Here is a 25,296-nt window from a genome sequence, read left to right on the forward strand (position 1 = left end):
TTAACTCGTGTCTAACGAGCAGGTGAGCAAGCCGAATCTGGCTAACTTAAGTCGTTTGGCTTGCTCATCGCCACTAAAGCGTCATTGTGTTTACCTCTTAGCTCCTCTGAACCTAGTCTCCTTTCCATATCTAGTGCTTTATTTCTTCTTTCGCTGCTCTGGCGCGCATACTCTCCTTTTGTGATCTCTGGCGCTAAAACAGCCACTTTTTAGTTATTAATCAATGCTAACGTAGAGTGGTATGTTAAAAAATGATCATAAAAGGTTTATTTTTACATAAAGATAAATATATAGTTTATGGATTGTTGTTTATCTGTTGGCTTTTGGTTTCATCTTGGTTGTTGTATATAACGGCCAGCTTGAGTTGCCATTCTGATACAAGAGATAGCGCAGCACGTATGCTTGACGGAGCAAGGTGCCCCTGAGCCAGCAATAAGCGAACAATGAGTAGACTCATCTTTACTGATAGTAAGGAAAAATCGGGGCTTAATGCTGAGGAGTGATCTGGCCTTAGTGTTAATATCAACATTATGTAGGGATGTATTATGTTAATTGCAATTCCAAAGGAAACCCTTAGCGGCGAGACTCGGGTAGCGGCAACCCCTAAGTCGGTAGAGCAGCTAATAAAACTGGGCTTTGAGGTGTGCATCGAACGGGGTGCAGGCAGTCAAGCAAGCTTTGATGATAGCGCCTATCAGGCTGCCGGTGCCAGCTTGGTGGATGCCAGCGCCGTGTGGCAAGCCGCCATTATTTATAAGGTGAATGCGCCAAATAGTGAAGAAATTGCCCAGCTGCAAGCGGGGACCACCTTAGTGAGCTTTATTTGGCCGACGCAAAACCCTGAATTAGTTGAGCAGCTAAAAGGCAAAGGCGTGAGTGTGTTGGCCATGGATATGGTGCCGCGCATCTCTCGTGCCCAATCATTGGATGCGCTCTCGTCTATGGCCAATATTGCCGGTTATCGCGCAGTGGTTGAAGCGGCTCATGAATTCGGTCGTTTTTTTACTGGGCAAATTACTGCCGCAGGTAAGGTGCCGCCCGCTAAAGTGTTGGTGATTGGAGCAGGCGTTGCCGGTTTATCCGCCATTGGGGCTGCGGGATCATTAGGGGCTATTGTGCGCGCCTTTGATACCCGCCCCGAGGTTAAAGAGCAGATAAACTCTATGGGCGGGGAGTTTTTAGAGCTGGACTATGAAGAAGACGCAGACTCCAGTGATGGCTACGCCAAAGAAATGAGTCAGGCCTTTATTGATGCCGAAATGGCGCTCTTTATGCAACAGGCCAAAGAAGTCGATATTATTATTACTACAGCACTTATTCCTGGCCGCCCTGCACCTAAGCTGATCACCGCCGATATGGTGGCGAATATGCAGCCAGGCTCTGTGATTGTTGATTTAGCGGCACAAAATGGCGGTAACTGTGAACTTACCCAACCCGGTGACTTATTTGTGAGCGATAACGGGGTAAAAATTATCGGCTATACCGATCTTAATGGGCGTTTGCCCACCCAGTCGTCCACCTTGTACGCCACCAACCTAGTAAATCTTGCCAAGCTATTGTGCAAAGAAAAAGACGGCAATATTAATCTCGATTTTGACGATGTTGTGCTGCGCAATATGACAGTGGTCAACGCCGGCGAGGTGACCTTTCCGCCACCCGCTATTAGCGTGTCTGCCACACCTAACGCAAAAGCTAGCTCCACTGCGCCTACAGAGCCTGAGCCCAAAGCACCCAGCAAGATAAAATATTATGCCGGCGGCCTAGGTATTGTGCTGTTTGCCTGGTTGTCAGCGGTGGCACCGGCGGAGTTTTTATCCCATTTTACCGTATTCGTACTGGCCTGCATTGTGGGTTACTACGTGGTGTGGAATGTGTCGCACTCTTTGCATACGCCTTTAATGTCGGTGACCAACGCTATTTCAGGAATTATTGTTGTTGGCGCCTTATCACAAGTGGGCAACGGCGGTGTGGTGAGCTTTTTGGCATTTATTGCCATTTTGATTGCCTCTATTAACGTGTTTGGCGGTTTTACCGTGACACACCGCATGCTGAAAATGTTTAGGAAGGGCTAATCTTATGTCACAAGGACTGGTAACTGCGTCTTATATTGTGGCCGCTGTGCTGTTTATTTTAAGCTTAGGCGGTTTATCTAAACAGGAATCGGCAAAAGCCGGTAACTGGTATGGAGTGGCGGGCATGACGATTGCGCTGCTGGCCACCATTTTTAACCCAGAGGTCACGGGTGTGGGCTGGATTATACTGGCCATGGTCATAGGGGCTGTGATTGGTATTCGCTTTGCATTAAAAGTGGAAATGACCGAAATGCCCGAATTGATTGCCATTTTGCATAGTTTTGTGGGCTTGGCGGCCATGCTGGTTGGGTTTAACACCTATATTGATCATGAAGCTCTGTCGGGCGCCATGCTTAATATTCACAATACCGAGGTTTTTTTAGGGGTCTTTATTGGTGCGGTGACTTTTACTGGCTCGATTGTGGCTTTTGGTAAATTGCGTGGCAGTATTTCTTCTAAAGCCTTGCAGCTGCCTCATCGCCATAAGCTTAACTTGCTAGCGGTGTTGGTGTCTTTGCTGTTGTTAATTTGGTTTGTGCAAGTAGAAGGCTCCACTTTTGCCTTGTTAGTGATGACCTTGATTGCACTGGCGTTTGGTTGGCACTTGGTGGCCAGCATTGGCGGTGCCGATATGCCGGTGGTTATCTCTATGCTTAACTCTTACTCGGGTTGGGCGGCGGCGGCGGCAGGCTTTATGCTATCGAATGACTTGCTTATTGTAACCGGTGCCTTAGTTGGTTCGAGCGGGGCCATTTTGTCGTACATTATGTGTAAAGCCATGAACCGCTCATTTATCTCTGTGATTGCCGGCGGCTTTGGGGCTGACGAGTCGGCTGGCCAAGGCGGTGATGAAGAACAGGGCGATCATGTTGAAGTGAGCGCAGATGATGTGGCCGATATGCTAAAAAACTCAAGCTCGGTGATTATTACGCCCGGTTACGGTATGGCGGTGGCACAGGCACAATATCCGGTGGCTGAGCTGGTGTCTAAGTTGCAAGCCGCAGGAGTGAATGTACGTTTTGGTATTCACCCTGTGGCTGGTCGGCTGCCTGGGCACATGAACGTGCTCTTGGCTGAGGCGAAAGTGCCTTATGATATCGTATTAGAGATGGATGAAATTAACGAAGATTTCAGTGACACCGACACCGTCTTGGTGATTGGTGCCAATGACACTGTTAACCCTTCTGCGGCCGAAGATCCTGCCAGCCCTATTGCGGGTATGCCGGTTTTGGAGGTATGGAAAGCGCAGCAAGTGGTGGTGTTTAAGCGCTCAATGAGTACCGGTTATGCGGGGGTACAAAATCCCTTATTCTTCCGCGATAACAGCACCATGCTATTTGGTGATGCCAAAGACAGTGTAGATAGTATTCTTAAAGCACTTTAGTCATTGTTTATTAAAATTAATTTTAAAAGAGCAGCCTAGCTGCTCTTTTTTTATAAGCCATCGCTTGGCTCTGGCCTATACTGGTGTTGTGAGGAGCGGTGAGTATAATCAGATTAACCGTTATTTAACCTATCATAAGCGCGTGATACGCAGAGGATGTATGGAGTATATTTTTTTAGCCATTGCACTGGTTATTTTATTTTGGGCGGTCACCGTTTATAACAAACTGGTGGCACTGATTGAGGCGGTACTTAACTCAGAAAAAGAAATATCTGTGCAATTAGATAGACGAGGCAAGGTGTTTGATAGCCTAATTTCAACCGTTAAGCGCTTTATGGAGCATGAAAGTGAGGTGTTTACTAAAGTCACCGCCTTGCGGGCACAAGCTATCGACCTTAATGCTTCACCAGAAGCGGTAAAGCAGGCAGAAGACGAGTTGTCGAATATGGTAAACAGTGGCGCGATTAATATCGCGGTTGAAAGCTATCCTGAATTAAAATCAGACCGCAATATGATGCAACTGCAAGAGGAAATCGTCTCTACTGAGAATAAGCTAACCTTTGCCAAAAAGGCCTATAACAGTGCCATTGAGCGCTATCAGGTTACCAAAAAGAGTTTTCCTAATATTATGGTTGTCAATATCTTTTCGGATCTCAATCAAGAGTTTGAATATTGGTCTTTAGATGAAGCAGCGATAAAGACGGAAGAAGCGCGCCGAGTCCAGTTTTAATCAGTTGCCCCCTTGTGGGGCTTTTTAATTCTTGATTGAAAAGTGAAGTGCTATGGATTTTAGAGAGTCGATAAGGGTTAACAACCGAAAGACCAAGTTGGTGGTGTTGAGCTACATTGCCATTATGCTGCTAGTGGGCTTGCTGGCCGATATTGCTATTCGTCCCTTGTCGAATGCGGGGCTGCTTTATGATATGAAGCTGTACCTGAGCTTGGCGGCTATCCCTTATTTCACCTTGGGCGTGCTTGCCTGTACCTTAATCGGTATTTTCATCATTAATAAGTTTGGGCACAAAATGATGCTGTCTGGCTCGCAATATCGCGAGTTAGACCCTACAGGTACGCTGTCTGATACTGAGCGGCAAGTCGCAAACATGGTTGAAGAAATGGCGATTAGTGCCAACTTGGGTTATCTGCCCCGTACTTTTATTATGGAAAGTGAGCAAATGAATGCCTTTGCCGCTGGCTGGAATAAAGATAATGCCTTGGTTGCCGTCACCTCTGGTTTATTAAGTAAATTAACACGCAGTGAAGTACAGGCGGTGATCGCCCATGAGGTTGGGCACATATTACACGGAGACTCTAAACTCACCCTCTATGTGGGCATATTAGCGAATGTTATCTTAACGCTGACCAATATTTTTGCGCATGTGTTTCTGTTTTCTCGCAGCAGAAATAGCAATGCCAACAAAGCTAAAATGCTACTCATGGTATTAAACTTTGTATTGCCGCTGATCACCCAAGTGCTCTACTTGTATCTGTCTCGCAGCCGTGAATACATGGCCGATGCTGCTTCAGTACAGCTTACCGGCGACAACCAAGCCATGATCTCGGCATTACAAAAGATTTCAGGTGATCACCAAGTTCATGATTCAGCTAGCAAGTTAAACGATGAAATATATACCGAAAAATACCGTGCGGCCGCCTATATCTTTAATAAAGGCGATTCTGTTTTTTCGACGCATCCTTCAATAGAAAATCGATTAAAAAAGCTCAGAGGTGAGTAAAATCTTAAAATAAAAAGCTAAGCTCACACCAAGAAGAGTATGAACGCTTATCACGCATGGTCGATAGCATGTTGTTTTTATCCAGAACAGAGCAACCCCAAGCGTCTATTACTTATAGCCACTACTTAATAGCATTTCTGCTTCTCATCCGTCACAGGCTTATGTGTGGGCCGACGAAGATTTATTACGCCGTGCTATGGCTAACTTAATGAATAATGCACTGCGCTATGGCGCCAAAGAAAAAGCGATTCAACTCGATTGTTACCTTAAGCATGAGCAATTCGTTATTCAAGTGAGCAATTAAGGGGCAGCCATTGCTGCCTCACAACCTCCTTATCTCTTTGATCGTTTTTATCGCTGCGAGTCCTCACGAGCTAACCCCGAGCAAACCGCTGGCTTAGGACTGTCGATTGTGCGCTCCACTATGCAGCTACATCAGGGGAGTGTTTGGGTAGAAAGTGATGCTGTGAGTACGCGATTTATGCTGACATTTCCTCAGCCTCAACAATAAAAAACGGTCACCTTATAGACGTAACTGGCTAATATCGCGCACTTAATTGCCATTGCCTTGCTTAACATAGGTAAATCCCTTATTTTCTAGTGTTTGTTGCTAACTCTTCGTTATTAAGGAAACTAAATGACCAGTAAGCAGGGGGCTTTATCTTTAACGGTTCCGGTCATGATGGGCTACTTACCGCTGGGCGCTGTATTTGGTGTTTTGTGGGTGGATGCCGATCTTACTTGGTACTGGGCCCCGTTAATGAGTGTGATGGTCTATGCCGGTGCACTGCAATATTTGGCGGTGGGCATGCTGGCGGCAGGCATTGGCTGGATTGACTTAGCCGTTGCGTCATTATTAGTTAACTTTCGCCATCTTTTCTACGGCCTTTCGTTATATCACCTGCTGCCCCAAGGCAGGTTAGGGCGACCCTACTTTATTTTTGGCATTACCGACGAAACCTATTCGTTATTAAGTGCCTCTGGTCAAGTCACAGACAGTAAAACGGCGTTACAAGTGGTGGCGCTTAATCAAGGGTATTGGATATTAGGCACCCTGATTGGCATGGTACTAGCCCGTGGCTTACCACCAGGCTTACAAGGGTTAGATTTTGCCTTAACCGCCTTGTTTACCGTGCTTGCCGTTGAACAAATACGGGCTAAAAAAGATGTGGGTGCCGTATTACTTGGCCTAATTGCCGCCAGTGTGGCGGGAGTTTGGATGAGTGAGTACTTCTTATTGGCAGCGTCAATTATGTTGGTATTGGTATTAACCGCTTGGCCATTACGAAAAGGGGAGCCGATATGAGCGATCTAGAGTATCTGATTAGCGCGCTTATTATGGGGGCAGTCACCTTTGGCTTGCGGGCATTTCCGTTTGTTGCTCGGGGGGTAATTGCCCACCATAGGCGCATTCAAATACTGGGGCGTCGGCTACCGGTTGCCATGATGGTATTACTGACTTTGTATGCCATGAATGTGCATAACTGGGGGGCGCTGAGTGATGGGTATGCACAGATATTTTCCGTTACCCTAGTAGCTCTCTTGCAACTTTGGCGCCGGCAAGCTTTGCTGAGTATTGCCTCGGGCACCTTAGTGTATATGGCGCTCGTAAATAACTGGCTAGGTTAGGGAAAAAACCACTGCGCGCCATCCCAATGCCATGGTTATACCACACCAGTAAAGGCTAATACCAACCGTACAAAAGAAGTAGTCATTTTCACTTGCTACAAAAGCCGAACAAAGGGGGTGACTCCACCGACACGCTGCAAGCACCTCCCTGTGGCGCTCAACACCTGACGTCCCTGTCATGTGATGGTCGGCGGAGTCACTCCCTTTATCCGGCCATCAGCCACTGAGTCGTCTGTTAGCAGTCTAAATGACAACGCTGAGCTCTATAAGAGGCGGCTGAGATCGCCTTCCACCAAGACAGTGAAATGCCATGGTCAGCAAAGGCTCCTGCAATGCAGACACTCCCACCGTCCTTGGTGGTCGGACGGCATTTTCCGAGCCTGTATGGGCCAGCTTGCTGGCGTGTATCTTTGTTGGGTAATGGAACGAATATCCAGTGTGTTTGGTCATAGCCATAAAAAAGGCCCGCACTAGGCGGGCCTTATTCATCAGAACAACAGACTCTGTTTACTCACCATTCCAGGCGGCAATCAGTGCACGTTCTTCATCAGTCATTTGCGTTAAGTTACCCAAAGGCATGTACTTACTTGCTACTACTTGCTGGATATGACCTGCTTGTAGCTTTATCTGCTTAGGTGAATCTAACATAATGCCAGCAGGGGCTGCAGCAAAGCTTGGGTGCGTTGGGTTAGCAGCATGACACTGTACACAACGGTGTTCCATAACAGTTTCTACCTGTGCAAGGGTTACACCTTCGGTGCTGTTTGCTTGCGCTTCGTTACCGGCTACTTCGGCGCCTTCTGCTGTAGTAACGCTGCTTTGGGCTGGTGCTTTTACAGCAGGTTTAGTGCTTGGCGCGCCAATCCATACCGCAATTAAAATAAGGATCACACCGGCAATTGGGTAACCTGGGCGCTTCTGGCCGCGGTGCATCAGAACGAAGTACTGACGAATTAAAGCACCGGCAAAGATGAACAGCACCATAATGACCCAAGACAACTCATGGGTAAAGGTGAAGGAGTAGTGGTTACTCAACATCAACAATACCACAGGTAAGGTGAAGTAGGTGTTATGTACTGAACGCTGGCGCCCACGTAAACCATCAATTGGGTTCGGGGTTTCACCGGCTTTCATGGCGTTAACCATGCGACGCTGGCCTGGAATAATCCAGAAGAATACGTTAGCCGACATGGCGGTGGCCATAACAGCACCGGTTAGCAAGAAAGCGGCACGGCCAGAGAAGATTTGTGTACTTAAATAAGCCACAATCACCATCATTATGCCAACAGCCACACTCAAAAGGCCATCACGGGTCATGTTAGGGCTAATGCGCTTACATAACTCATTATAGATAACCCAACCTAACAGCAAAAAGGTGAGAGCGGCAATATTTGCCTGCCAACCTGTCATGTTGGCAGCCCATTCCCACGAGCTGCTGTGGTTAACAAGATAGAAGCTTGGGTTGGTCAAGTACAACAAGGTAAACAGACCAAAGCCTGACAACCAAGTGGTGTAGGCCTTCCAGAATGACCAGTGTAGGTCTTCTGGCAAATCTTCTGGGCTGGTTGCGTACTTTTGATTATGGTAGAAACCACCACCGTGTACTGCCCACATTTCACCAAACACGCCTTTTTTCTTGCATGCTTCGCTTTCAGGTGCTTTTAAACCGTTATCAAGCATAACGAAGTAAATAGACTCACCTAGCCAAGCGATAGCAGCAATGACGTGCAGCCATCTAATTAACAAGTTACCAAATTCCAGCAGATACGCTTCCATGGTCTTACCTTCTCTGTTTCATAATTATTAGTTGGGACCCTAGCGCATCGAAACAGGTGCCCAACTTGCTATGAGCTGGGGGGCTGAGACCACATGCGCTGCCTTCTTAATCGCAAATTGTACCCTTTAAAAGAGGGTAAATGTTGACAATTTGTATGTGGATTTTTTTCAATTTCGTGATGAATGTCAATGATCTTTAACAGCTAAATTATTTAAAAATCGCAAAGTGAAAGAAAAATAACCCATGACTAAGCCATTAACTGACTACTTATCAATCAGTTAGCTTTTCTTCAGTCGGTCAGTGTTTTCATCAGAAAGTGATGGTTAAAAAACAAGCACCTAGTACAAGTTACACTATAATAGTGTAATTTATACTCAAAAAAGCAATAATTCTGTAATGTATGGCTAATATTAAATTGACAAAAATATCATCTAGGGTTTTCTGCAAGCTAAGGTCGGTGATAGCAACTCATTCTTGTTCTTGTATTGTAAGCGGGTGTTTTAATCTGTGTAAGCCACAAATTGTTTAACGCGCACCGATAATAACTTACGCAAAGGTGTAGGCGAAAAAGTGGGGGATAAACGGTCAAGTACATGACTTAAGCTCTCAAGCGTCGACAGAGCTTGGCCTCCAGGGCCTTTGCGAATATGGTAGGCGCCAGGTGGCGCTTGGCTAAAACTTAAACAAGGTAGCTGGCGCAACCAAGGGTTAAGGTGTAATAGCAGCCGTGTTTTTCGCCAAGTGCCGTCTAAGATTATTAACCCGCCAATATTAGCTTGAGTCAGATGAGCTGCTTGTTTGTCTACTGGCTTGTCTATGTCGAGTGCCTGAGCATCTGGATATAATAACCACCAATCGCCTTGCGATAATAAAGGTGGAGAAGTGAACACTTCTCCCACGTCCACTTGAATATCAGGCAATGCTAAGCGCAGTAGCGGTACAGTACTTTTAGCGTGTTTAGCTTCTAAAGGGTGCTGATAAATCAACACGGGCACAGGGCACGTCTGCTCCACTACATGAGCGCATAAGCAAGACAAGTTGGGGAGTTGGCAGTGAGAACAATAAGTGCGAGCCATATTTTTAGTCACTCTAATCAAGATCAAGCCACATCATAGCCACAACAAGGCGATGGTTGAAGTACAGCGCTTAATTTGCACTTTATTGATAAACAACTTTAACTCTTGATTGAGGAACAGGCGCGGATCAGCGACAATGGCCGCCGTTTTATTCGTCGTCCTCGAGTAGGCTCAGTAGCGTGCTTGCTCTTTTATCAAAGAAGAAACTCGACCATGTCATCATCGCAATTTCTACAGGAAGTCGCTAAACGCCGTACTTTCGCTATCATCTCGCACCCAGATGCGGGTAAGACTACCATTACCGAAAAAGTACTCTTGCATGGCCATGCTATTCAAAGTGCCGGTACCGTAAAGGGGCGTGGTTCTAACCAACATGCTAAGTCTGACTGGATGGAAATGGAAAAAGAGCGGGGGATTTCGGTCACTACCTCTGTGATGCAGTTTCCCTATAATGACTGTTTAATCAACTTATTGGATACTCCAGGCCATGAAGACTTCTCTGAAGATACTTATCGTACCCTAACGGCGGTAGACTCTTGCTTAATGGTGATTGATGGCGGTAAAGGGGTTGAGGATAGAACGCGTAAACTGATGGAGGTTACACGACTGCGTACCACGCCCATTGTGACCTTTATTAACAAATTAGACCGCGATATTCGTGACCCTATGGAACTGCTCGATGAAGTCGAAAACGAGCTAAATATTATGTGTGCGCCCATTACTTGGCCCATCGGCAGTGGGAAGTGGTTTAAAGGGGTTTATCATTTAGAAAATGATGAAGTGATCCTTTATCAGCAAGGCATGGGGCATACCATTCAAGATGTGCAGGTCATTAAAGGCTTAGATAACCCTGAGCTTGAAAGCATCTTAGATGCCGACGAACTGGCGAATTTGCGTGATGAGTTAGAGTTGGTAGAAGGTGCGGCCACCAAGTTTGATCATGAGTTGTTTTTATCTGGGGAGCTAACTCCTGTTTATTTTGGTACCGCACTGGGTAACTTTGGGGTCGACCACGTATTAGATGGTTTTAGTCAATGGGCACCGGCGCCTATGCCGCGATCCACCCAAGAGCGTGATATTGAAGCACAAGAAGAAAAGTTCTCAGGCTTTGTCTTTAAGATCCAAGCTAATATGGATCCGCGCCACCGTGACCGTATTGCTTTTATGCGCATTGTATCGGGCGTGTACAACCAAGGCATGAAGATGAAACATGTGCGTTTGGGCAAAACCATTAGCATTTCAGATGCCGTGACCTTTATGGCCGGTGACCGTGCCCGCGCAGAAGAAGCGGTAGCGGGTGATATTATTGGTTTACATAACCACGGTACTATTCAAATTGGTGACACCTTTACGCAAGGTGAAGATCTGAAGTTTTCTGGTATTCCTAACTTTGCGCCAGAGCTGTTCCGTCGTATTCGTCTTCGTGATCCACTGAAGCAAAAGCAGCTGCTAAAAGGCTTGGTACAATTATCGGAAGAAGGAGCGGTGCAGTTATTCCGTCCTCTGAGTAATAACGATTTAATTGTGGGGGCTGTGGGAGTGCTACAGTTTGATGTGGTAGTGGCACGCTTAAAGTCTGAATACAATGTTGATGCGCTTTATGAAGCCATTAACGTGTCTACTGCGCGTTGGGTGTATGCGAGTGATGCGAAAAAGCTGGATGAGTTTGAGCGTAAAATGTCACAAAACTTGGCATTAGATGGTGGTGATAACCTCACTTATATAGCGCCAACTATAGTTAACTTAAACTTAACCCAAGAGCGTTACCCTGATATTGAGTTTAGTAAAACCCGCGAACACTAAGCTGTTGGTTAACACTTAACATAAAAGCGCCGGCCTAACCGCCGGCGTTATTGTTTATCGCCCTTGTAGAAGTCGAGCAAAGCGTCTACTCCACCGACACGCTGCGGGGCCAATGACACTCACAGTATCAGCCTACTGCGAACATTCACTGGATGTTCGGTTAGGCTGATACTGCTCGTCACGGCGAGCAAGCTCGCCCCATCTGACTTCAACACATGACGTCCGACCGCCATGGATGGCGGGAGTGCCGAAATGGCAGGAGCATTTTTCGGCCCTGTCATGTGATGGTCGGTGGAGTAGAGCCCTTTATTCTCCCCTATGCCACGAAGCCGCATATGGGTTAGATTATCAGACTACTCAGTTCATCAAGAGGCATCCAGTTTAGATTAGATCACTCTTTTACTTAGATTGGTATAACGCGTATCGCTGTACCAAGGAGGCACTATGTTGCTAACAGACAGTCATTGTCACTTTGACTTTGCCGCTTTTGGTGGCAGTAATGAACAAGTGCGCGCGCAGCACTGGCAACAGGCGCAAGTGCAAGGAGTACACCGGCTGGTAATACCGGGTGTGGAGCCTGCGCAGTGGCCAAGGCTGCCTAAGCTTTGTCGCACCCATGCCGGCCTTTATTATGCGCTGGGGCTGCATCCTTGGTGGTTAAAAGCGGCTCCGAATAATTGGCAAGGGCTACTGGCAGCATCACTTGCTCGCGCGCACGCAGATAAACATTGTGTGGCGGTAGGCGAAGTCGGTTTAGATAAGCAACTTTCTTTGCCATTCGAACAGCAAGAAGCGGCCTTGATTGCGCAGTTAACGTTGGCCTGCGATTACCAGCTACCGGTGATCTTACACAGTGTGGGCATGCACGATCGCGTCTTAAAGTGGTTACGCCGTTACCCTGTTATTGGTGGTGTGGTACATGGTTTTTCTGGTTCAGCGCAGCAAGCGAAGGCCTTTTGGCAGTTAGGGATTCACTTAGGGGTTGGTGGCACTATTACTTATGAGCGCGCCACTAAAACGCGCCACGCTATTGCAAGCCTACCCCTAGATGCATTAGTACTCGAAACCGATGCGCCAGATATGCCGCTGTCTGGCTTTCAGGGGCAAGATAATCACCCCCGCCAATTGCCTCGCGTGCTCTGCGCTTTAGCTACGCTGCGCCAAGAAGATGAAACTTCATTAGCGATTCAGCTGGAATCTAACGTGCGTCAGTTATTTGATTTTGCTAATAATAAATATTAAAACACGCTTTGTTAGCATCAGTTAAAAGGTGTCTATTATTTTTGTGATGCTATCGCTCGTTTATCCATAGCAGCTATCTATACTGGAGTTGTAAATCTGACTGCACATGCAAAGCAGAGCTAAACCGCCATTACCAAAGGAATTGCGCAATGACATTGATTATGAGTCTGGTCGGTATGTTGAGCTTAGTACTTATTGGCTTGTTGTTTTCGAGTAATAGAAAAGCGATTCGACTGCGTACCGTTGGCGGTGCTTTTGCACTACAACTGGGACTTGGGGCGTTGGTGCTCTATGTGCCATTAGGTAAAGAAATGTTGCAATCGCTGTCTGCTGGGGTCTCTCAGGTGATTGCTTATGCCAATGATGGCATGGACTTCTTATTTGCCGGCTTAGTGGGGGATGCGGCTTTTGAGAGCGGTTTAGGCTTTATTTTTGCAGTGCGCGTGCTGCCTATTATTATCTTCTTTTCTTCATTGATTGCTGTTTTATATTACATAGGCGTAATGCAGTGGGTTATTCGTCTACTTGGCGGAGCTTTACAACGTCTGTTAGGCACCTCGCGTACAGAATCCTTATCGGCCACGGCTAATATATTTGTGGGGCAAACCGAGGCCCCCTTAGTGGTGCGTCCTTTTATAGCCTCCATGACCCGCTCCGAACTGTTTGCGGTTATGTGTGGCGGCTTAGCCTCGGTGGCAGGCTCTGTGCTAGCGGGTTATGCCGCTATTGGTGTGCCTATGGAGTATTTAATTGCCGCCTCCTTTATGGCCGCCCCTGGCGGCTTGTTGTTTGCTAAATTAATTATGCCAGAAACTGAAACGCCGGCGACCAATGAGATGTTAAACAGCGCTGAGCTTGCCGATGAGGGAGCGGGTGATAAGCCCGTTAATATTATTGATGCCGCAGCGGTGGGCGCCAGCTCGGGCATGAAACTGGCCATGAACGTCGGCGCCATGCTGCTGGCTTTTATCGGGCTTATTGCCTTAATCAATGGCATCTTAGGTGGTATTGGTGGTCTGTTGGGTATGGAAAACCTCAGCATGGAGTTGTTACTGGGCTGGTTGTTTGCACCTTTAGCGTTTTTGTTAGGTGTTCCGTGGGATGAAGCCATAGTTGCAGGCTCATTTATAGGGCAAAAATTAGTACTGAATGAGTTTGTGGCTTATGTAAACTTTGCTCCCTATTTAACTGGGGAAGCCATAGTGGCAGGCACGAATCAGCTGATGTCTGAGCACACCAAAGCCATTATATCTTTTGCATTATGTGGTTTTGCTAACTTAGCATCGGTGGCCATTTTATTGGGCGGCTTAGGGGGCATGGCGCCTTCTCGGCGTCATGATATTGCGCGTCTAGGCTTAAAAGCCATATTAGCGGGCACCTTGTCTAACTTAATGTCGGCCACCATAGCGGGCTTTTTTCTGGCGTTATCGGGTATGTGAGCATAGCCATTAGCCATTAGCCGTCAGCTGTTAGAGGCAGTGAGTGTCTAACACCAATGCAATAATAAAGGAGCATGATGACCATGAATGAAGCTGCATTAGCACTGGTGGCAGAGCAGGCCATCGGCTTAATCGATTTAACTCGTTTAGATGAAGATGACACTGAGCAACAGATACGGGAGTTGTGCCAGCAAGCGATAACCCCCGTGGGCAGCGTGGCCGCCATCTGCGTTTACCCGCGCTTTATTGATACTGTTGCCAAAGAGCTAGGAAGGCTTAATCTTGGTCAGCAGGTGGCCATTGCAACTGTGGTGAATTTTCCTCACGGTGAGCACAGTGTTGAGCAAGTTGAGCAAGATATCACGGCCGCCATCGCTGCGGGCGCTCATGAAATTGACTTAGTGCTGCCTTATCGTCAGTTAATGGCCGGCAACACAGACACCGCTTTAACCATGGTTAAAGCGGCAAAAGCCATATGTATCAAGGGGAGTGCATGCTTAAAAGTCATCATTGAAAGTGGCGAGCTGGGTCATGTATCGCTTATCCGTCAGGCCAGTGAATTAGCCATTGCTGGTGGGGCCGATTTTGTCAAAACTTCCACGGGCAAGGTGGCGATAAATGCGACCTTAGCGGCGAGCGAGGTAATATTAACCAGCATTCGTGATAGTCAAAAAGACGTGGGCTTTAAAGCGGCAGGGGGCGTGCGCACCACAGCAGAAGCACAGCAATATTTACAGTTGGCCAAGCAGATAATGGGGCCTAACTGGGTTACGCCTGCGCACTTTCGCTTTGGTGCCTCTAGCTTGTTAGCTCAATTACTGAATTCGTTATCATAAGCGGTGATGTTTTCACCCACTTGATACACTCTAATAAGGAAACCCTATGAAACGCGCAATTGTGTTAGTTCTCGACTCCTTTGGCATTGGCGCGGCGGCAGATGCCGAGCAGTTTGGCGATCATGGCTCAGACACACTGGGGAACATTGCTAAAGCGTGCCAACAAGGCAAGGCTGATTTAGTTGATGAGAGTGGCCACAGAAGCCGTAAAGGGCCGCTACATTTGCCTAATTTAGGCAAACTTGGGCTGTTTCATGCGCATCATGCCAGTACCGGCCAAGTGGCGGCTGGGGTAAGCTTGCCCACAGAGGTGATAGGCAGCTATGGCTATGCGAATGAGATCTCGACTGGTAAAGATACGCCCTCAGGTCACTGGGAGTTAGCTGGGGTACCGGTCTTATTTGAGTGGGGTTATTTTCCTGAGCGCGAACATAGCTTTCCCCAGTCTTTAGTTAATGACTTGGTGAGCCAAGCCAAACTGCCGGGCATTTTAGGTAACTGTCATGCGTCGGGCACCACTATTTTAGAGCAGTTAGGTGAGGAGCATGTGCGCACTGGTATGCCCATTTGTTACACCTCTGCCGATTCGGTGTTTCAAATTGCCGCTCACGAAGAGCACTTTGGCTTAGACCGTTTATATCAGCTATGTGAAGTTGCGCGAGAACTACTTATGCCCTACAACATTGGGCGGGTGATTGCGCGGCCTTTTGTGGGTGGTGAAGACACTGGCGAGGGAGTGACCGAATTTGTGCGTACCGGTAATCGTCGAGATTACAGCATAGAGCCCCCCTCGGCGACTGTGCTACAAAAGCTGGTTGATGAGCAACAAGGTGAAGTGGTCTCTATTGGTAAAATTGCTGATATCTACGCCCACTGCGGCATTACGCATAAAGTAAAGGCCACCGGCATGGAGGCATTATTTGAGGCCACACTTAACGAGCTTGAGCGAGCGGGTGATAACACCTTAATTATGACCAACTTCGTCGATTTTGACTCCAGTTTTGGTCATAGACGCAACATTGCCGGCTATGCCGCTGAGTTAGAAGCCTTTGATCGACGCTTGCCCGAATTACTGGCAAAACTCTCACCTAATGATCTGTTGATCTTAACCGCCGATCACGGCTGTGACCCCAGCTGGCCAGGCACCGAGCATACCCGTGAGCATATTCCGGTATTGTGCTTAGGAGCTAGATTAGAGGCAGGTTCGCTTGGTGAGCGCGCGACTTTTGCTGATGTGGGGCAAAGCTTAGCTGCGTATTTTGGTACCAGCCCCATGGATTATGGCACCGCGTTTTTGTGAGCTACACCTATACGCGCATCAGACGCTGCTGCGCAGGTTTTAGCAGCTGACATTTCAAAAAGCTTCCCTTTTAACTCACAGCGTACGCCGTAAACGTAGCGCTGGTTGGATATAGGAAATAATAATGGCCACACCTCATATTAATGCAGAACGCGGCGACTTTGCCGAGACTATTTTAATGCCCGGCGACCCCTTGCGCGCGCAATATATTGCCGACACCTTCTTATCGGATGTAAAGCAAGTCAACCAAGTACGCAATATGCTGGGCTTTACCGGTACTTATAAAGGCCGCGCTGTGTCGGTAATGGGTCATGGCATGGGGATTCCGTCTGTGTCTATTTATGCCAAAGAGCTGATCACCGAGTTTGGAGTGAATACCTTGATCCGAGTGGGGTCCTGTGGCGCTGTGCGTGACGATGTACAGTTGCGCGATTTGGTGGTGGGGCTTGGCGCCAGTACCGACTCTAAAGTGAATCGCATGCGCTTTATGGATCACGACTTAGCAGCACTGGCCGACTTTGACTTGGTCAGTCATGCCGTGAGTGCAGCTAAAGCCTGTAAAGTGCCGGTTAAAGTCGGTAACTTATTTTCGGCCGATTTGTTTTATACACCTCAGCCCGCGCTATTTGAGTTGATGAAGCAATACGGCATATTAGGGGTAGAGATGGAAGCGGCGGGGCTATATGGCGTGGCCGCAGAATATGGCGCGCGCGCTGTTACCTTGTGTACGGTATCGGATCATATTGTACGCCAAGAAGCGTTAAGCTCAGAGGAGCGACAAAATACCTTTAACGACATGATAGAAGTGGCGCTAGAGTCTACCTTGATCGGCCAGACACCTGCTTTGTAGAGTTATTTAACTGGGCTACTCCGCTTCTAAGGCTGCGTCGACTTTCTGGTAGATGTACGGGGTAGCCTATGACTGATTTTTCTCACTAATAGCCCCAACAGTAATCCCACGAATAACCCTAACAGTAGGCACAGTGAAAGTAGCCAATTTATATGCTGTGTAAGTTGTTGCCATATATTATGTTGCGTCACAGCAATGGGGTTATTAGCTAATTGTAAGTGTAAAAAGCCCACCGGAGTCTCTTCATAATATAAAGAGCGAATATAGGGGAGCACTGTGCTTGGTTCTTTATTCGCCGCCTGTGGAGCCGAGCTTGCCAGTAAGTGAGCACTTTCATTATATAATACTGCTGAATCAATAAGAGGTATGCTTGCGAGCTCGTCAACCAGTTGTTGATGCTGCGCTGCGTTGTCGGTTAATAGCGCGCGCACGGCATGTAACTCGGCATAGTCAGCCAAGGGAGTGGCGAGCGTACGCTGGGGAAATTGTTGCCAATGACGCCCAAGCTGCGTGACTTGCAGCCATTGCCAGCCCGTGAGCAACAGAAACAATAATAATGTCAGCCCAACGAGCAGACGAGGATAAGTAATGCATTTTTTCCACATAGGGTTGCATATTGTCTCTTGCTTGATTAAAAAGCAATACGCTACCCTAGGCACTGGCCTTTTGAGCATAGGAAAAGTAAGTGACACTGTTAATGGACGTTTTACCCGAGCAGATGAAAGATTGGACTGAACTTTTATCTGATCAAGCTTATCTTTGGCAGTCAGCAAAGCAAGAACAGTCAGGGATACTGGAAAAGGGACACCTCAGTAAGGTGCAAGGGCATCTGGTTTTACTGGGCAAACAATTGTCTAAATCCGCCTTATTGCAAAACTTACAGCTATTAGATGACGCCGGTATTGCAGTTGAAGTTGCAGGCATAAAGCAAGTGGCTGAGCGAGATGTGGTTAGTTTACGACTATCAGATTGGTCTCTTGAGCTAAAACAGCAGTTGCAAACACTGGCCACCGACTGGGATCTTGCCTGTGTACCGACTTTGCCCGATGCCACTCAACCGGGCTTAGTGCTCATGGACATGGACTCTACTGCCATTCAAATAGAGTGCATTGATGAAATTGCCCGCTTAGCTGGTGTAGGTGAAGAGGTGGCCGCCGTAACGCGTGCTGCCATGGAGGGGGCTTTACCCTTTTCTGACAGCTTACGCCTGAGAGTTAAAGCGTTAGCCGGCGCTGATGCCGCTATTATTGAGCAAGTCATTGCGAATATGCCCTTAATGCCAGGTCTGATTACCTTAGTGGAGGGCTTAAAAGCCATGGGCTGGAAGGTGGCGTTGGCCTCTGGCGGCTTTACCCCCTTTACGGGGCATTTGCGTGAGACCTTGGGGTTGGATGCGGATTTTGCCAATACCCTAGACATCCAAGATGGCCGTTTTACTGGTGAAGTGTTGGGTGACATTGTTGATGCCAAGGCAAAAGCGCGTATTTTACTGGAGTTGGCCGAGCGCTTTAATATTGCACCCAGCCAAACGGTCGCCGTGGGTGATGGCGCCAACGACTTACAGATGCTGGCCGCTGCAGGCCTTGGGGTGGCACTACATGCCAAACCCCTTGTACAAGAACAAGCGCCTGTATGCCTTAATCAGCTCAGCCTTGAAGGGGTGCTGGCTTTGGTGCACGCGTCTTAGAGGGCTGTACCATATCGGTAATATCAAACACCTGACTTAATAGCGCAAGCTCAGCAAGCTGTTGTTCTAGCTGCTGAGTTTTGTGCAGTGAGGTTTGAGTTAATGTGGCCCACTCTGGCACCATATAATTGAGTTGGCGTAATTTTAAGCGATTAATCACTACTAAGCTTACGCGCAGCTCGCTATGGTAACGCGTGTCTTGTAAAAAGGCGCGGCGATCGGCATCAGGAGCCACAAGCAATATGGCTTGGCCAGTATCCGTTGTTTTTGCCGTCCAAATCTCCAGAAAATGATGTGTACGGCCATCGGGGCGCAGTAATTGGCTAAATGTTGACTGTAACAGCTGGCGCGAAACAAGGCGGCTAAAATGCGCCTGCTGATGGCTATCAGATAACAGCGAGACTAAAGACGGCTGCTGTAGATTAGCAATGGCCCCTTGCATATAAAAGCCGGCTTCGTTACGACCCAATAAAAAGATAGGAGAGGGTGGCTGTTGCAGTGCTTGGCGACAGAGCCAAATTAGCCACGCCGGTGTGTGGTGCGCTTCTGGGCGAGCACGAAGTTTATCTTGGTTTTGCTCAAATAACGCGGTTAAAAATAAGTATGCGGCATGATTTTCTTCTGGCCCTTCAATACGCAAGTGCAACACTGTGCTATTGCTACTGACGTTCACCACTCGATAAGGCAGTGTCTTTAAGCGCCACTGTGGGCTACGTTTATTCAATTCTGTTAAGTGCACATCTACCAGGCAGGGTACTTCAAGGCGAACTGGCTCAGCGAGCTGTACTTTAATGCCTCTGGTGGATAAGTCCTCGGTACAACCTTCGATAACTTTGCCACCTAAAGTTAATTCTAGCGCACTTTGCAGCTTAAAACGCGTTTCTTGACGTTTAGATGCCTGACGACCCAATGGTGTAGTTTTTATCTGTTGTTGGCATAATGGACGAATAAAAGAGGCCAGTTGTTGTATCTTGAAACCATCAGCAATCTCAGCAGCAGGGGGAGTAGGAGCGGGTAATGGCGTTAACCAAAGTTGCCATTTTAACTGCTGTAGCTGGCGTACACCTTGCAAGTCTAACCCGTCTGCAATCTGGTTATTATAATTTAGCGCATGAATATTAATGTAATAACACCTTAGCGTACCAGCGCGCAGCCCTTCACTAAGAAAGGCCGCGTAAGAGTTGGCTTGTACTAGTTCTTGCAGGCTTGCCACAAAATAATAAGACTGTTGTTTACCTTGGTGCACAAAGCTATAGAGCAGTGTGGACTGAGCGGGTTGCTGGCTAATGTATAAAATGCGCTCTGGCGATAATAACGTTGTTAATAGGTCACCGGGATTTTCTTGTTGCCAAGCGGTCAGGAGCTTACTGTTATAACGGTTAGTGAGAGCCTGTATTAGTTCGCCTTTTTCATTAGCAAACAATGGCATGCTTAAGCTGGTTTCTAATAGTGCCTGTCCCCAGCATTGTACTTGCACTGCCATATATATGTCTTCGGCGTCGAGACCATAGCGAGGCCGTTGTTGCTTAATAAACTCGCTAAGAGCATGGTTCGAATCGGGAGACTCATCGGCGCGCTGCATTTTAAGGCGGCCTAAATCAGCGGTATCTTGCTTTAGCTGATAGCGGCTTGGCGCGGCTAAGCAGCTCATGTTTGCCTGCTTAGCCAGTTCCGGAAATGACACACCAAGCTGTTCTGGCAAGCGTGTGGCTTGCGCTAGTTGTACTAACAATCCATTAGCTGAAATATCTAAGGTATTACCTTGTAAGGTTTCATCATTATCAAGGTGCAGTACAACGGGGGTGACAAAGCGTAACCGACTTTCTTTGCGGCGTACTCCTTGTGCGGGAAGTTGCCATGGGATGCTATTAAATTGTGCAGGTAACTTTCTGAGCGCGGCCAGCTCCGCCAATAGCACTTCATATAGCCCACGAGTATATTCGCCGTTATAGTCTTTAAGCAGCGCGTGAAAGCGTCTTACGAGCGGCTCTGGCATCATATGATCTAGGCCTTGATGACGTACTAGCTGACACTTTTCAGGAAATAAGCTACGTAAATCCAGCACGCGTAGACAAGGGCTGGTAAGGCGATTTACCTCAGCCTGTAGCTGGTAGCGGGTGTCTTTATCTGCCTCCGGTAACAGATGGTCTAGCAAACCGTCAATGTCATTATGGTAACTCAGTGTTACCAGCTTATTGAGTAGCGTTTTATAAGGACTGAGTTCCATCTTGGCCTAGCTTGGGGTTGAGTGGGTTAAAAACTTAGGCCAGTATAGCAGCTCGTTAATCGATGAGTGAATATGCATGGCTAAGTCTAAAACGGCATTTGTGTGTGGCGAATGTGGCGCCGAGTTTCCGCGTTGGCAAGGGCAGTGTTCAGAGTGCAAAGAATGGAACACTGTCACTGAAATTCGTTTAGCACCCGCTGCAGGCACGAGTCGTAATAGTCGCTTTTCTGGCTATGCCGGTACCCAAGGTAATAAAGTACAAACGCTAGATGAAGTCTCGCTTAGTGAACTTCCCCGTATTAACAGTGGCTTTACTGAGCTAGATAGGGTGCTAGGCGGTGGCATGGTGACCGGCTCTGCTATTTTAATTGGCGGTAATCCTGGGGCGGGTAAAAGTACTTTATTGCTACAAGTGATGTGTGGTTTAGCTAGTCGTATGAAAACCTTGTATGTGACCGGTGAAGAGTCATTGCAACAGGTGGCAATGCGGGCGCAACGCTTAGGGCTGCCGCGGGATCAACTGCGGATGTTATCGGAAACCAGTGTTGAGCAAATTTGCCATGTGGCACGAGAAGAAAAGCCCGCTGTGGTAGTGATTGATTCTATTCAAGTGATGCATGTGGCTGAGGTGCAATCCTCTCCGGGCACGGTTAGCCAAGTACGAGAGTCGGCGGCCCAGCTCACCCGTTTTGCTAAACAGCAAGGGGTGATTATGTTAATGGTGGGGCATGTTACTAAAGACGGCGCTTTGGCCGGGCCTAAGGTATTAGAGCACTGTATTGACTGTTCTATTATGCTTGATGGTGCCAACGATAGTCGCTTTCGTATGTTGCGCAGCCATAAAAACCGTTTTGGTGCAGTCAATGAGCTGGGCGTGTTTGCCATGACCGAAACCGGTTTAAAAGAGGTCAGTAATCCATCGGCGATTTTTTTAAGCCGTGGTGAAGAGCAAATTACCGGCTCTGTGGTGATGATTATTTGGGAAGGCACACGCCCCTTACTGGTAGAGCTACAAGCGCTAGTCGATTACTCCCAGTTAGGCAACCCAAGGCGAGTCACCGTGGGGTTAGAACAGAATCGACTGTCTATGTTGTTGGCGGTATTACATCGCCATGGTGGCTTACAAATGGCTGACCAAGACGTTTTTGTTAACGTAGTTGGTGGGGTCAGAGTAGAAGACACCAGTGCCGATTTAGCCTTATTGCTGGCACTGGTCTCGAGTTTTCGTGATAAAGCCTTGCCCAGAGAGTTAGTGGTGTTTGGCGAGGTCGGACTGTCGGGTGAAATACGTCCTGTGCCTTCTGGGCAAGAGCGATTAATGGAAGCGGCAAAACATGGCTTCACCCGCGCTATTATTCCCTGGGCTAACCGGCCTAAACACGCGCCGCCGGGGATGGAAGTGATCGCCGTTAAAAAGTTAGAAGAAGCACTAGAAGCATTGTAATAAAGCGCTAAGCCGTCAGCTATAAGCTGTCAGTTGAAGATAAAAGCGGTGCTGATCGTTATAAGAAAGAGCGCCGAGCGCGTAGAGGCCACGTTAGTCGGCCTGTTTTGTGAAACAAAACGTTTGGTTCTCGGCGCTTTCCGCTTATTGATCCAATAACTCTTCAAATTGGCGCTGTAATAGCACCTCATCACCTAAATTAAGTTCTACCAAGCGGCGTAAGTGGCCGGCACTATTGATATCCAACCGTTGGCATTCTAGACCAATAAAGCCAGTTTGATGATAACGCTGTTGGGTAAGCATAATGATATTTTCATCTTGCCCATCAAGGGATAATCGTAACTCAATCTGCTCGCCTGTTATATTAGGCCAAGGCTCATTAACTGATACTAAAGCGCCATGCAGTGAAATATCTTGCACCTGTGTGGCGAATTGCTGGCCATCATGAGTCACTAACCATGCGGGAGTATTAAAGTTGATACGGGTAAATACTCTGCGATCTGGCATATTGAGTACTCCTATTCGACCGTTTCATCGCTATTTAGGTAGTTAAGCAGTGACACGGCAAACACTAAGCGGTCTTCAAGATTAAAGCGCTCCTCAAGCATTTCACCCAAGCGGCTCAGATCGTTATCTAGCTCTAGCAAGTCACCGTCGTTAGCCTCAATATATTTGTCATGAAAATCAAGGGCTAGCACAGTTCCCTTTTCTATACGGGGATAAATTCGTTGTGCCAATGTACGGCCATTACCACGAGAAGCCTCATAAGCTGCCATTACATAGTCATAAATCTCAAAATGAGCCGCACTAACATAGCTTACTAATTGGCGGCAGAACTGGGATAGCTCTTGCACTGAGGGTAAGGTTTTTGAACCGGTTGATAGGCGAATATATTCCACTAATAAACGTTGTCGGGCATCGATAAACGCATCCAGTGCTTGGTGTTTCCCGGCAAGTTGAGCTTTAGATTTTTCCATTTTGGTAAGCATAGTTCCCTCCTTGGGATGACCAAAGTAAACGGTCACTACTATCTTTAAAGAAAACCTAGGCTGGGGTCAATAGCATTGTATGTAATATGAGCGCTAACTCGCTATTGAGTATAGCTATCAATCGTAAAAAAGACCGTCATTTTAGAGAGATAGATAAAGTTAGCCTACTAATTAAACAGTAATGCCATTGCCAATGGACGATTGGGGCTTTAGGGGTTCTAGTGGTATAATGGCGCTAAATAGCCACCTGTTTTGGGACGATAGAATGCAACCATTGAAGAATGATCGTTACTTACGTGCGTTAGCGCGTCAGCCTGTAGACCAGACTCCGGTATGGATGATGCGTCAAGCGGGTCGTTACCTACCTGAATATAAGGCGACCCGAGCCGAAGCGGGCGACTTTATGTCGTTGTGTAAAAACGCCGAGTTAGCCTGTGAAGTGACGCTACAACCTTTGCGTCGGTTCCCCCTTGATGCAGCCATTCTGTTTTCTGATATTTTGACTATTCCCGATGCTATGGGGCTGGGTTTATATTTTGAAGCGGGCGAGGGGCCTAAGTTTCAGCGTCCTATTACCTGCATGGCAGATGTCGAAAAAATTGGTATTCCTGATCCCGAAGGCGAGCTGCAATATGTCATGAACGCGGTGCGCACTATTCGTCGTGAGTTAAAAGGTGAAGTACCACTGATTGGTTTCTCGGGTAGCCCTTGGACACTCGCGACTTATATGGTGGAAGGTAGCGGTTCTAAAACCTTCATGAAAACCAAGAAAATGATGTTTGCTGATCCTAAAGCCATGCACCTGTTGCTTGATAAGCTGGCAGACAGTGTGACTAGTTACTTAAATGCACAAATTGCTGCTGGCGCCCAGTCTTTGATGATCTTTGATACTTGGGGTGGGGTACTTAGTAAGCGTGATTACAATGAGTTTTCATTGCAATATATGGCAAAAATTGTTGACGGTCTAACTCGTGAAAGCGACGGTCGTCATGTGCCAGTGACCTTGTTTACTAAAAACGGTGGCCAGTGGTTAGAATCTATAGCGGCGACCGGTTGTGATGGTATTGGGCTTGATTGGACCATTGATATTGCTGAAGCTAAGCGTCGCGTAGGGGATAAAGTGGCACTGCAAGGCAATATGGATCCCTCTATGCTCTATGCGCCTATTCCTCGCATTGAACAAGAAGTTGCCACCATTCTCGAAGGGTTTGGTGAAGGTCCTGGGCATGTATTTAACCTAGGTCACGGCATTCATTTAGATGTAGAGCCTGAGCATGCCGGTGCCTTTATTGAGGCGGTTCATCGCCTATCTCGCCCTTATCACGCGAAATAATCTGCAGATGAATGAACATAAAAAAAAGCGCCGCAAGGCGCTTTTTTTATACTCGAACCCATGTTGGAATGGCCCCAAATAAGTAGACACTTCTTCAGAGTGAGGAAGTCTATGCAATACCGAACCAAACGTAAATTTAGTAATGAATTTAAGCGAGAAGCCGTTAAGCTCTCTGTTTCATCACCTAAAACCCTAGCTGAAATCTCCAGTGAGCTAGGGGTGCATCCGAACGTATTAAGCCGTTGGCGTCGAGAGTGGATAATGGACAAACCAGATTCAAAACAAGATAAGCCCGTTAAAAATGAAGGACCAGATAAAAGCCTTCGTCAGCTAGAGCAAGAGAATAAGCGCCTTAAGAAAAAGCTAGAGCGCACTGAGCTGGAGCTCGATATATTAAAAAAGCTGGAAGAGTACGCTACCAAAGCTCGGCGATAAAATTTGCCTTCATCGAGCGGTATCGCACAAAAGCTGG

Annotated in this window: 24 protein-coding genes; 18 read left to right on the forward strand and 6 right to left on the reverse strand. The window is 47.4% G+C overall.

Annotated features, from left to right (window positions below):
• The first annotated feature begins 545 nt into the window (after positions 1 to 545).
• The 8 genes from J3U76_RS01520 to J3U76_RS01555 all read left to right on the forward strand — a co-directional run bounded on the left by J3U76_RS01520 (position 546) and on the right by J3U76_RS01555 (position 6,821).
• Positions 546 to 2,072 carry a Re/Si-specific NAD(P)(+) transhydrogenase subunit alpha gene (locus tag J3U76_RS01520; RefSeq protein WP_208003912.1) on the forward strand — a complete coding sequence of 509 codons (1,527 nt, stop codon included), beginning with the start codon at positions 546 to 548 and terminating at the stop codon, positions 2,070 to 2,072.
• A gap of 4 nt (positions 2,073 to 2,076) precedes the next feature.
• Positions 2,077 to 3,456 (forward strand): Re/Si-specific NAD(P)(+) transhydrogenase subunit beta, encoded by a 1,380-nt coding sequence (pntB, locus tag J3U76_RS01525; RefSeq protein WP_208003913.1) that lies wholly within the window; start codon positions 2,077 to 2,079, stop codon positions 3,454 to 3,456.
• Between the two features lie 160 nt (positions 3,457 to 3,616).
• On the forward strand, positions 3,617 to 4,186 hold the full coding sequence (locus J3U76_RS01530) for a LemA family protein (RefSeq protein WP_208003914.1): 570 nt from the start codon (positions 3,617 to 3,619) through the stop codon (positions 4,184 to 4,186).
• Between the two features lie 52 nt (positions 4,187 to 4,238).
• Complete coding sequence (gene htpX, locus J3U76_RS01535) at positions 4,239 to 5,192, forward strand: zinc metalloprotease HtpX (protein WP_208003915.1); 954 nt, start codon at positions 4,239 to 4,241, stop codon at positions 5,190 to 5,192.
• A gap of 163 nt (positions 5,193 to 5,355) precedes the next feature.
• Positions 5,356 to 5,496 (forward strand): ATP-binding protein, encoded by a 141-nt coding sequence (locus J3U76_RS01540; protein WP_208003916.1) that lies wholly within the window; start codon positions 5,356 to 5,358, stop codon positions 5,494 to 5,496.
• 9 nt (positions 5,497 to 5,505) lie between these two features.
• Positions 5,506 to 5,703: an ATP-binding protein gene (locus J3U76_RS14705; protein WP_208004138.1), complete on the forward strand. Its 198-nt coding sequence runs from the start codon at positions 5,506 to 5,508 to the stop codon at positions 5,701 to 5,703.
• Between the two features lie 126 nt (positions 5,704 to 5,829).
• On the forward strand, positions 5,830 to 6,498 hold the full coding sequence (locus tag J3U76_RS01550) for an AzlC family ABC transporter permease (RefSeq protein WP_208003917.1): 669 nt from the start codon (positions 5,830 to 5,832) through the stop codon (positions 6,496 to 6,498).
• Positions 6,495 to 6,821 (forward strand): branched-chain amino acid transporter permease, encoded by a 327-nt coding sequence (locus J3U76_RS01555; protein ID WP_208003918.1) that lies wholly within the window; start codon positions 6,495 to 6,497, stop codon positions 6,819 to 6,821. Before J3U76_RS01550 ends, J3U76_RS01555 begins: the two co-directional genes overlap by 4 nt.
• A 507-nt stretch (positions 6,822 to 7,328) precedes the next feature.
• Here J3U76_RS01555 and J3U76_RS01560 read toward each other — a convergent pair.
• Positions 7,329 to 8,597 carry a urate hydroxylase PuuD gene (locus tag J3U76_RS01560; RefSeq protein WP_208003919.1) on the reverse strand — a complete coding sequence of 423 codons (1,269 nt, stop codon included), beginning with the start codon at positions 8,595 to 8,597 and terminating at the stop codon, positions 7,329 to 7,331.
• Between the two features lie 501 nt (positions 8,598 to 9,098).
• Positions 9,099 to 9,674, reverse strand: a complete 576-nt coding sequence (locus J3U76_RS01565) for a tRNA-uridine aminocarboxypropyltransferase (protein WP_208003920.1) — start codon at positions 9,672 to 9,674, stop codon at positions 9,099 to 9,101.
• A gap of 213 nt (positions 9,675 to 9,887) precedes the next feature.
• Here J3U76_RS01565 and prfC point away from each other — a divergent pair, with 213 nt between their 5' ends.
• The 6 genes from prfC to deoD all read left to right on the forward strand — a co-directional run bounded on the left by prfC (position 9,888) and on the right by deoD (position 17,144).
• The gene (prfC, locus tag J3U76_RS01570) at positions 9,888 to 11,477 is read left to right on the forward strand and encodes a peptide chain release factor 3 (protein WP_208003921.1); all 1,590 of its coding nucleotides are present in this window, start codon (positions 9,888 to 9,890) and stop codon (positions 11,475 to 11,477) included.
• A 444-nt stretch (positions 11,478 to 11,921) separates the two neighbouring features.
• Entirely contained in the window at positions 11,922 to 12,719 is a 798-nt protein-coding gene (locus J3U76_RS01575) for a TatD family hydrolase (RefSeq protein WP_208003922.1), read from the forward strand.
• 149 nt (positions 12,720 to 12,868) lie between these two features.
• Positions 12,869 to 14,158: a NupC/NupG family nucleoside CNT transporter gene (locus J3U76_RS01580; protein WP_208003923.1), complete on the forward strand. Its 1,290-nt coding sequence runs from the start codon at positions 12,869 to 12,871 to the stop codon at positions 14,156 to 14,158.
• Between the two features lie 83 nt (positions 14,159 to 14,241).
• Positions 14,242 to 14,994, forward strand: a complete 753-nt coding sequence (gene deoC / locus J3U76_RS01585; protein ID WP_243453988.1) for a deoxyribose-phosphate aldolase — start codon at positions 14,242 to 14,244, stop codon at positions 14,992 to 14,994.
• 46 nt (positions 14,995 to 15,040) lie between these two features.
• Positions 15,041 to 16,294, forward strand: coding sequence for a phosphopentomutase (locus J3U76_RS01590; protein WP_208003925.1), 1,254 nt, complete (start codon positions 15,041 to 15,043; stop codon positions 16,292 to 16,294).
• Between the two features lie 124 nt (positions 16,295 to 16,418).
• Entirely contained in the window at positions 16,419 to 17,144 is a 726-nt protein-coding gene (gene deoD / locus J3U76_RS01595) for a purine-nucleoside phosphorylase (RefSeq protein ID WP_208003926.1), read from the forward strand.
• Between the two features lie 26 nt (positions 17,145 to 17,170).
• On the opposite strand, the gene J3U76_RS01600 is transcribed toward deoD, so the two are convergent.
• Positions 17,171 to 17,749, reverse strand: a complete 579-nt coding sequence (locus J3U76_RS01600) for a hypothetical protein (RefSeq protein WP_208003927.1) — start codon at positions 17,747 to 17,749, stop codon at positions 17,171 to 17,173.
• Positions 17,750 to 17,835: 86 nt separating this feature from the next.
• On the opposite strand from J3U76_RS01600, the gene serB reads away from it, so the two are divergent.
• Entirely contained in the window at positions 17,836 to 18,831 is a 996-nt protein-coding gene (gene serB / locus J3U76_RS01605; RefSeq protein ID WP_208004139.1) for a phosphoserine phosphatase SerB, read from the forward strand.
• Here serB and J3U76_RS01610 read toward each other — a convergent pair.
• Entirely contained in the window at positions 18,791 to 21,058 is a 2,268-nt protein-coding gene (locus J3U76_RS01610; RefSeq protein ID WP_208003928.1) for a PilZ domain-containing protein, read from the reverse strand. The two genes, serB and J3U76_RS01610, sit on opposite strands and share 41 nt — an antisense overlap.
• Before the next feature lie 76 nt (positions 21,059 to 21,134).
• Between J3U76_RS01610 and radA the strand changes: the two genes are divergently transcribed.
• A complete protein-coding gene (radA, locus tag J3U76_RS01615; RefSeq protein ID WP_208003929.1) occupies positions 21,135 to 22,502 on the forward strand; it encodes a DNA repair protein RadA in 1,368 nt (455 codons plus the stop codon).
• A gap of 144 nt (positions 22,503 to 22,646) precedes the next feature.
• Here the strand turns inward: radA and J3U76_RS01620 are convergent, their stop codons facing one another.
• Both J3U76_RS01620 and rsd read right to left on the reverse strand, forming a co-directional pair.
• A complete protein-coding gene (locus tag J3U76_RS01620) occupies positions 22,647 to 23,009 on the reverse strand; it encodes a PilZ domain-containing protein (protein ID WP_208003930.1) in 363 nt (120 codons plus the stop codon).
• An 11-nt stretch (positions 23,010 to 23,020) separates the two neighbouring features.
• On the reverse strand, positions 23,021 to 23,491 hold the full coding sequence (gene rsd / locus J3U76_RS01625) for a sigma D regulator (RefSeq protein WP_208003931.1): 471 nt from the start codon (positions 23,489 to 23,491) through the stop codon (positions 23,021 to 23,023).
• Positions 23,492 to 23,756: 265 nt separating this feature from the next.
• Between rsd and hemE the strand changes: the two genes are divergently transcribed.
• Both hemE and J3U76_RS14365 read left to right on the forward strand, forming a co-directional pair.
• Positions 23,757 to 24,824 (forward strand): uroporphyrinogen decarboxylase, encoded by a 1,068-nt coding sequence (gene hemE / locus J3U76_RS01630; protein ID WP_208003932.1) that lies wholly within the window; start codon positions 23,757 to 23,759, stop codon positions 24,822 to 24,824.
• Positions 24,825 to 24,935: 111 nt separating this feature from the next.
• Positions 24,936 to 25,259 (forward strand): transposase, encoded by a 324-nt coding sequence (locus J3U76_RS14365; protein WP_243453989.1) that lies wholly within the window; start codon positions 24,936 to 24,938, stop codon positions 25,257 to 25,259.
• Positions 25,260 to 25,296 lie beyond the last annotated feature (37 nt).

Origin of the sequence: Oceanisphaera pacifica, assembly GCF_017498065.1 — a bacterium.
In the GTDB taxonomy this organism is placed as follows: Bacteria; Pseudomonadota; Gammaproteobacteria; order Enterobacterales; family Aeromonadaceae; genus Oceanimonas; species Oceanimonas pacifica.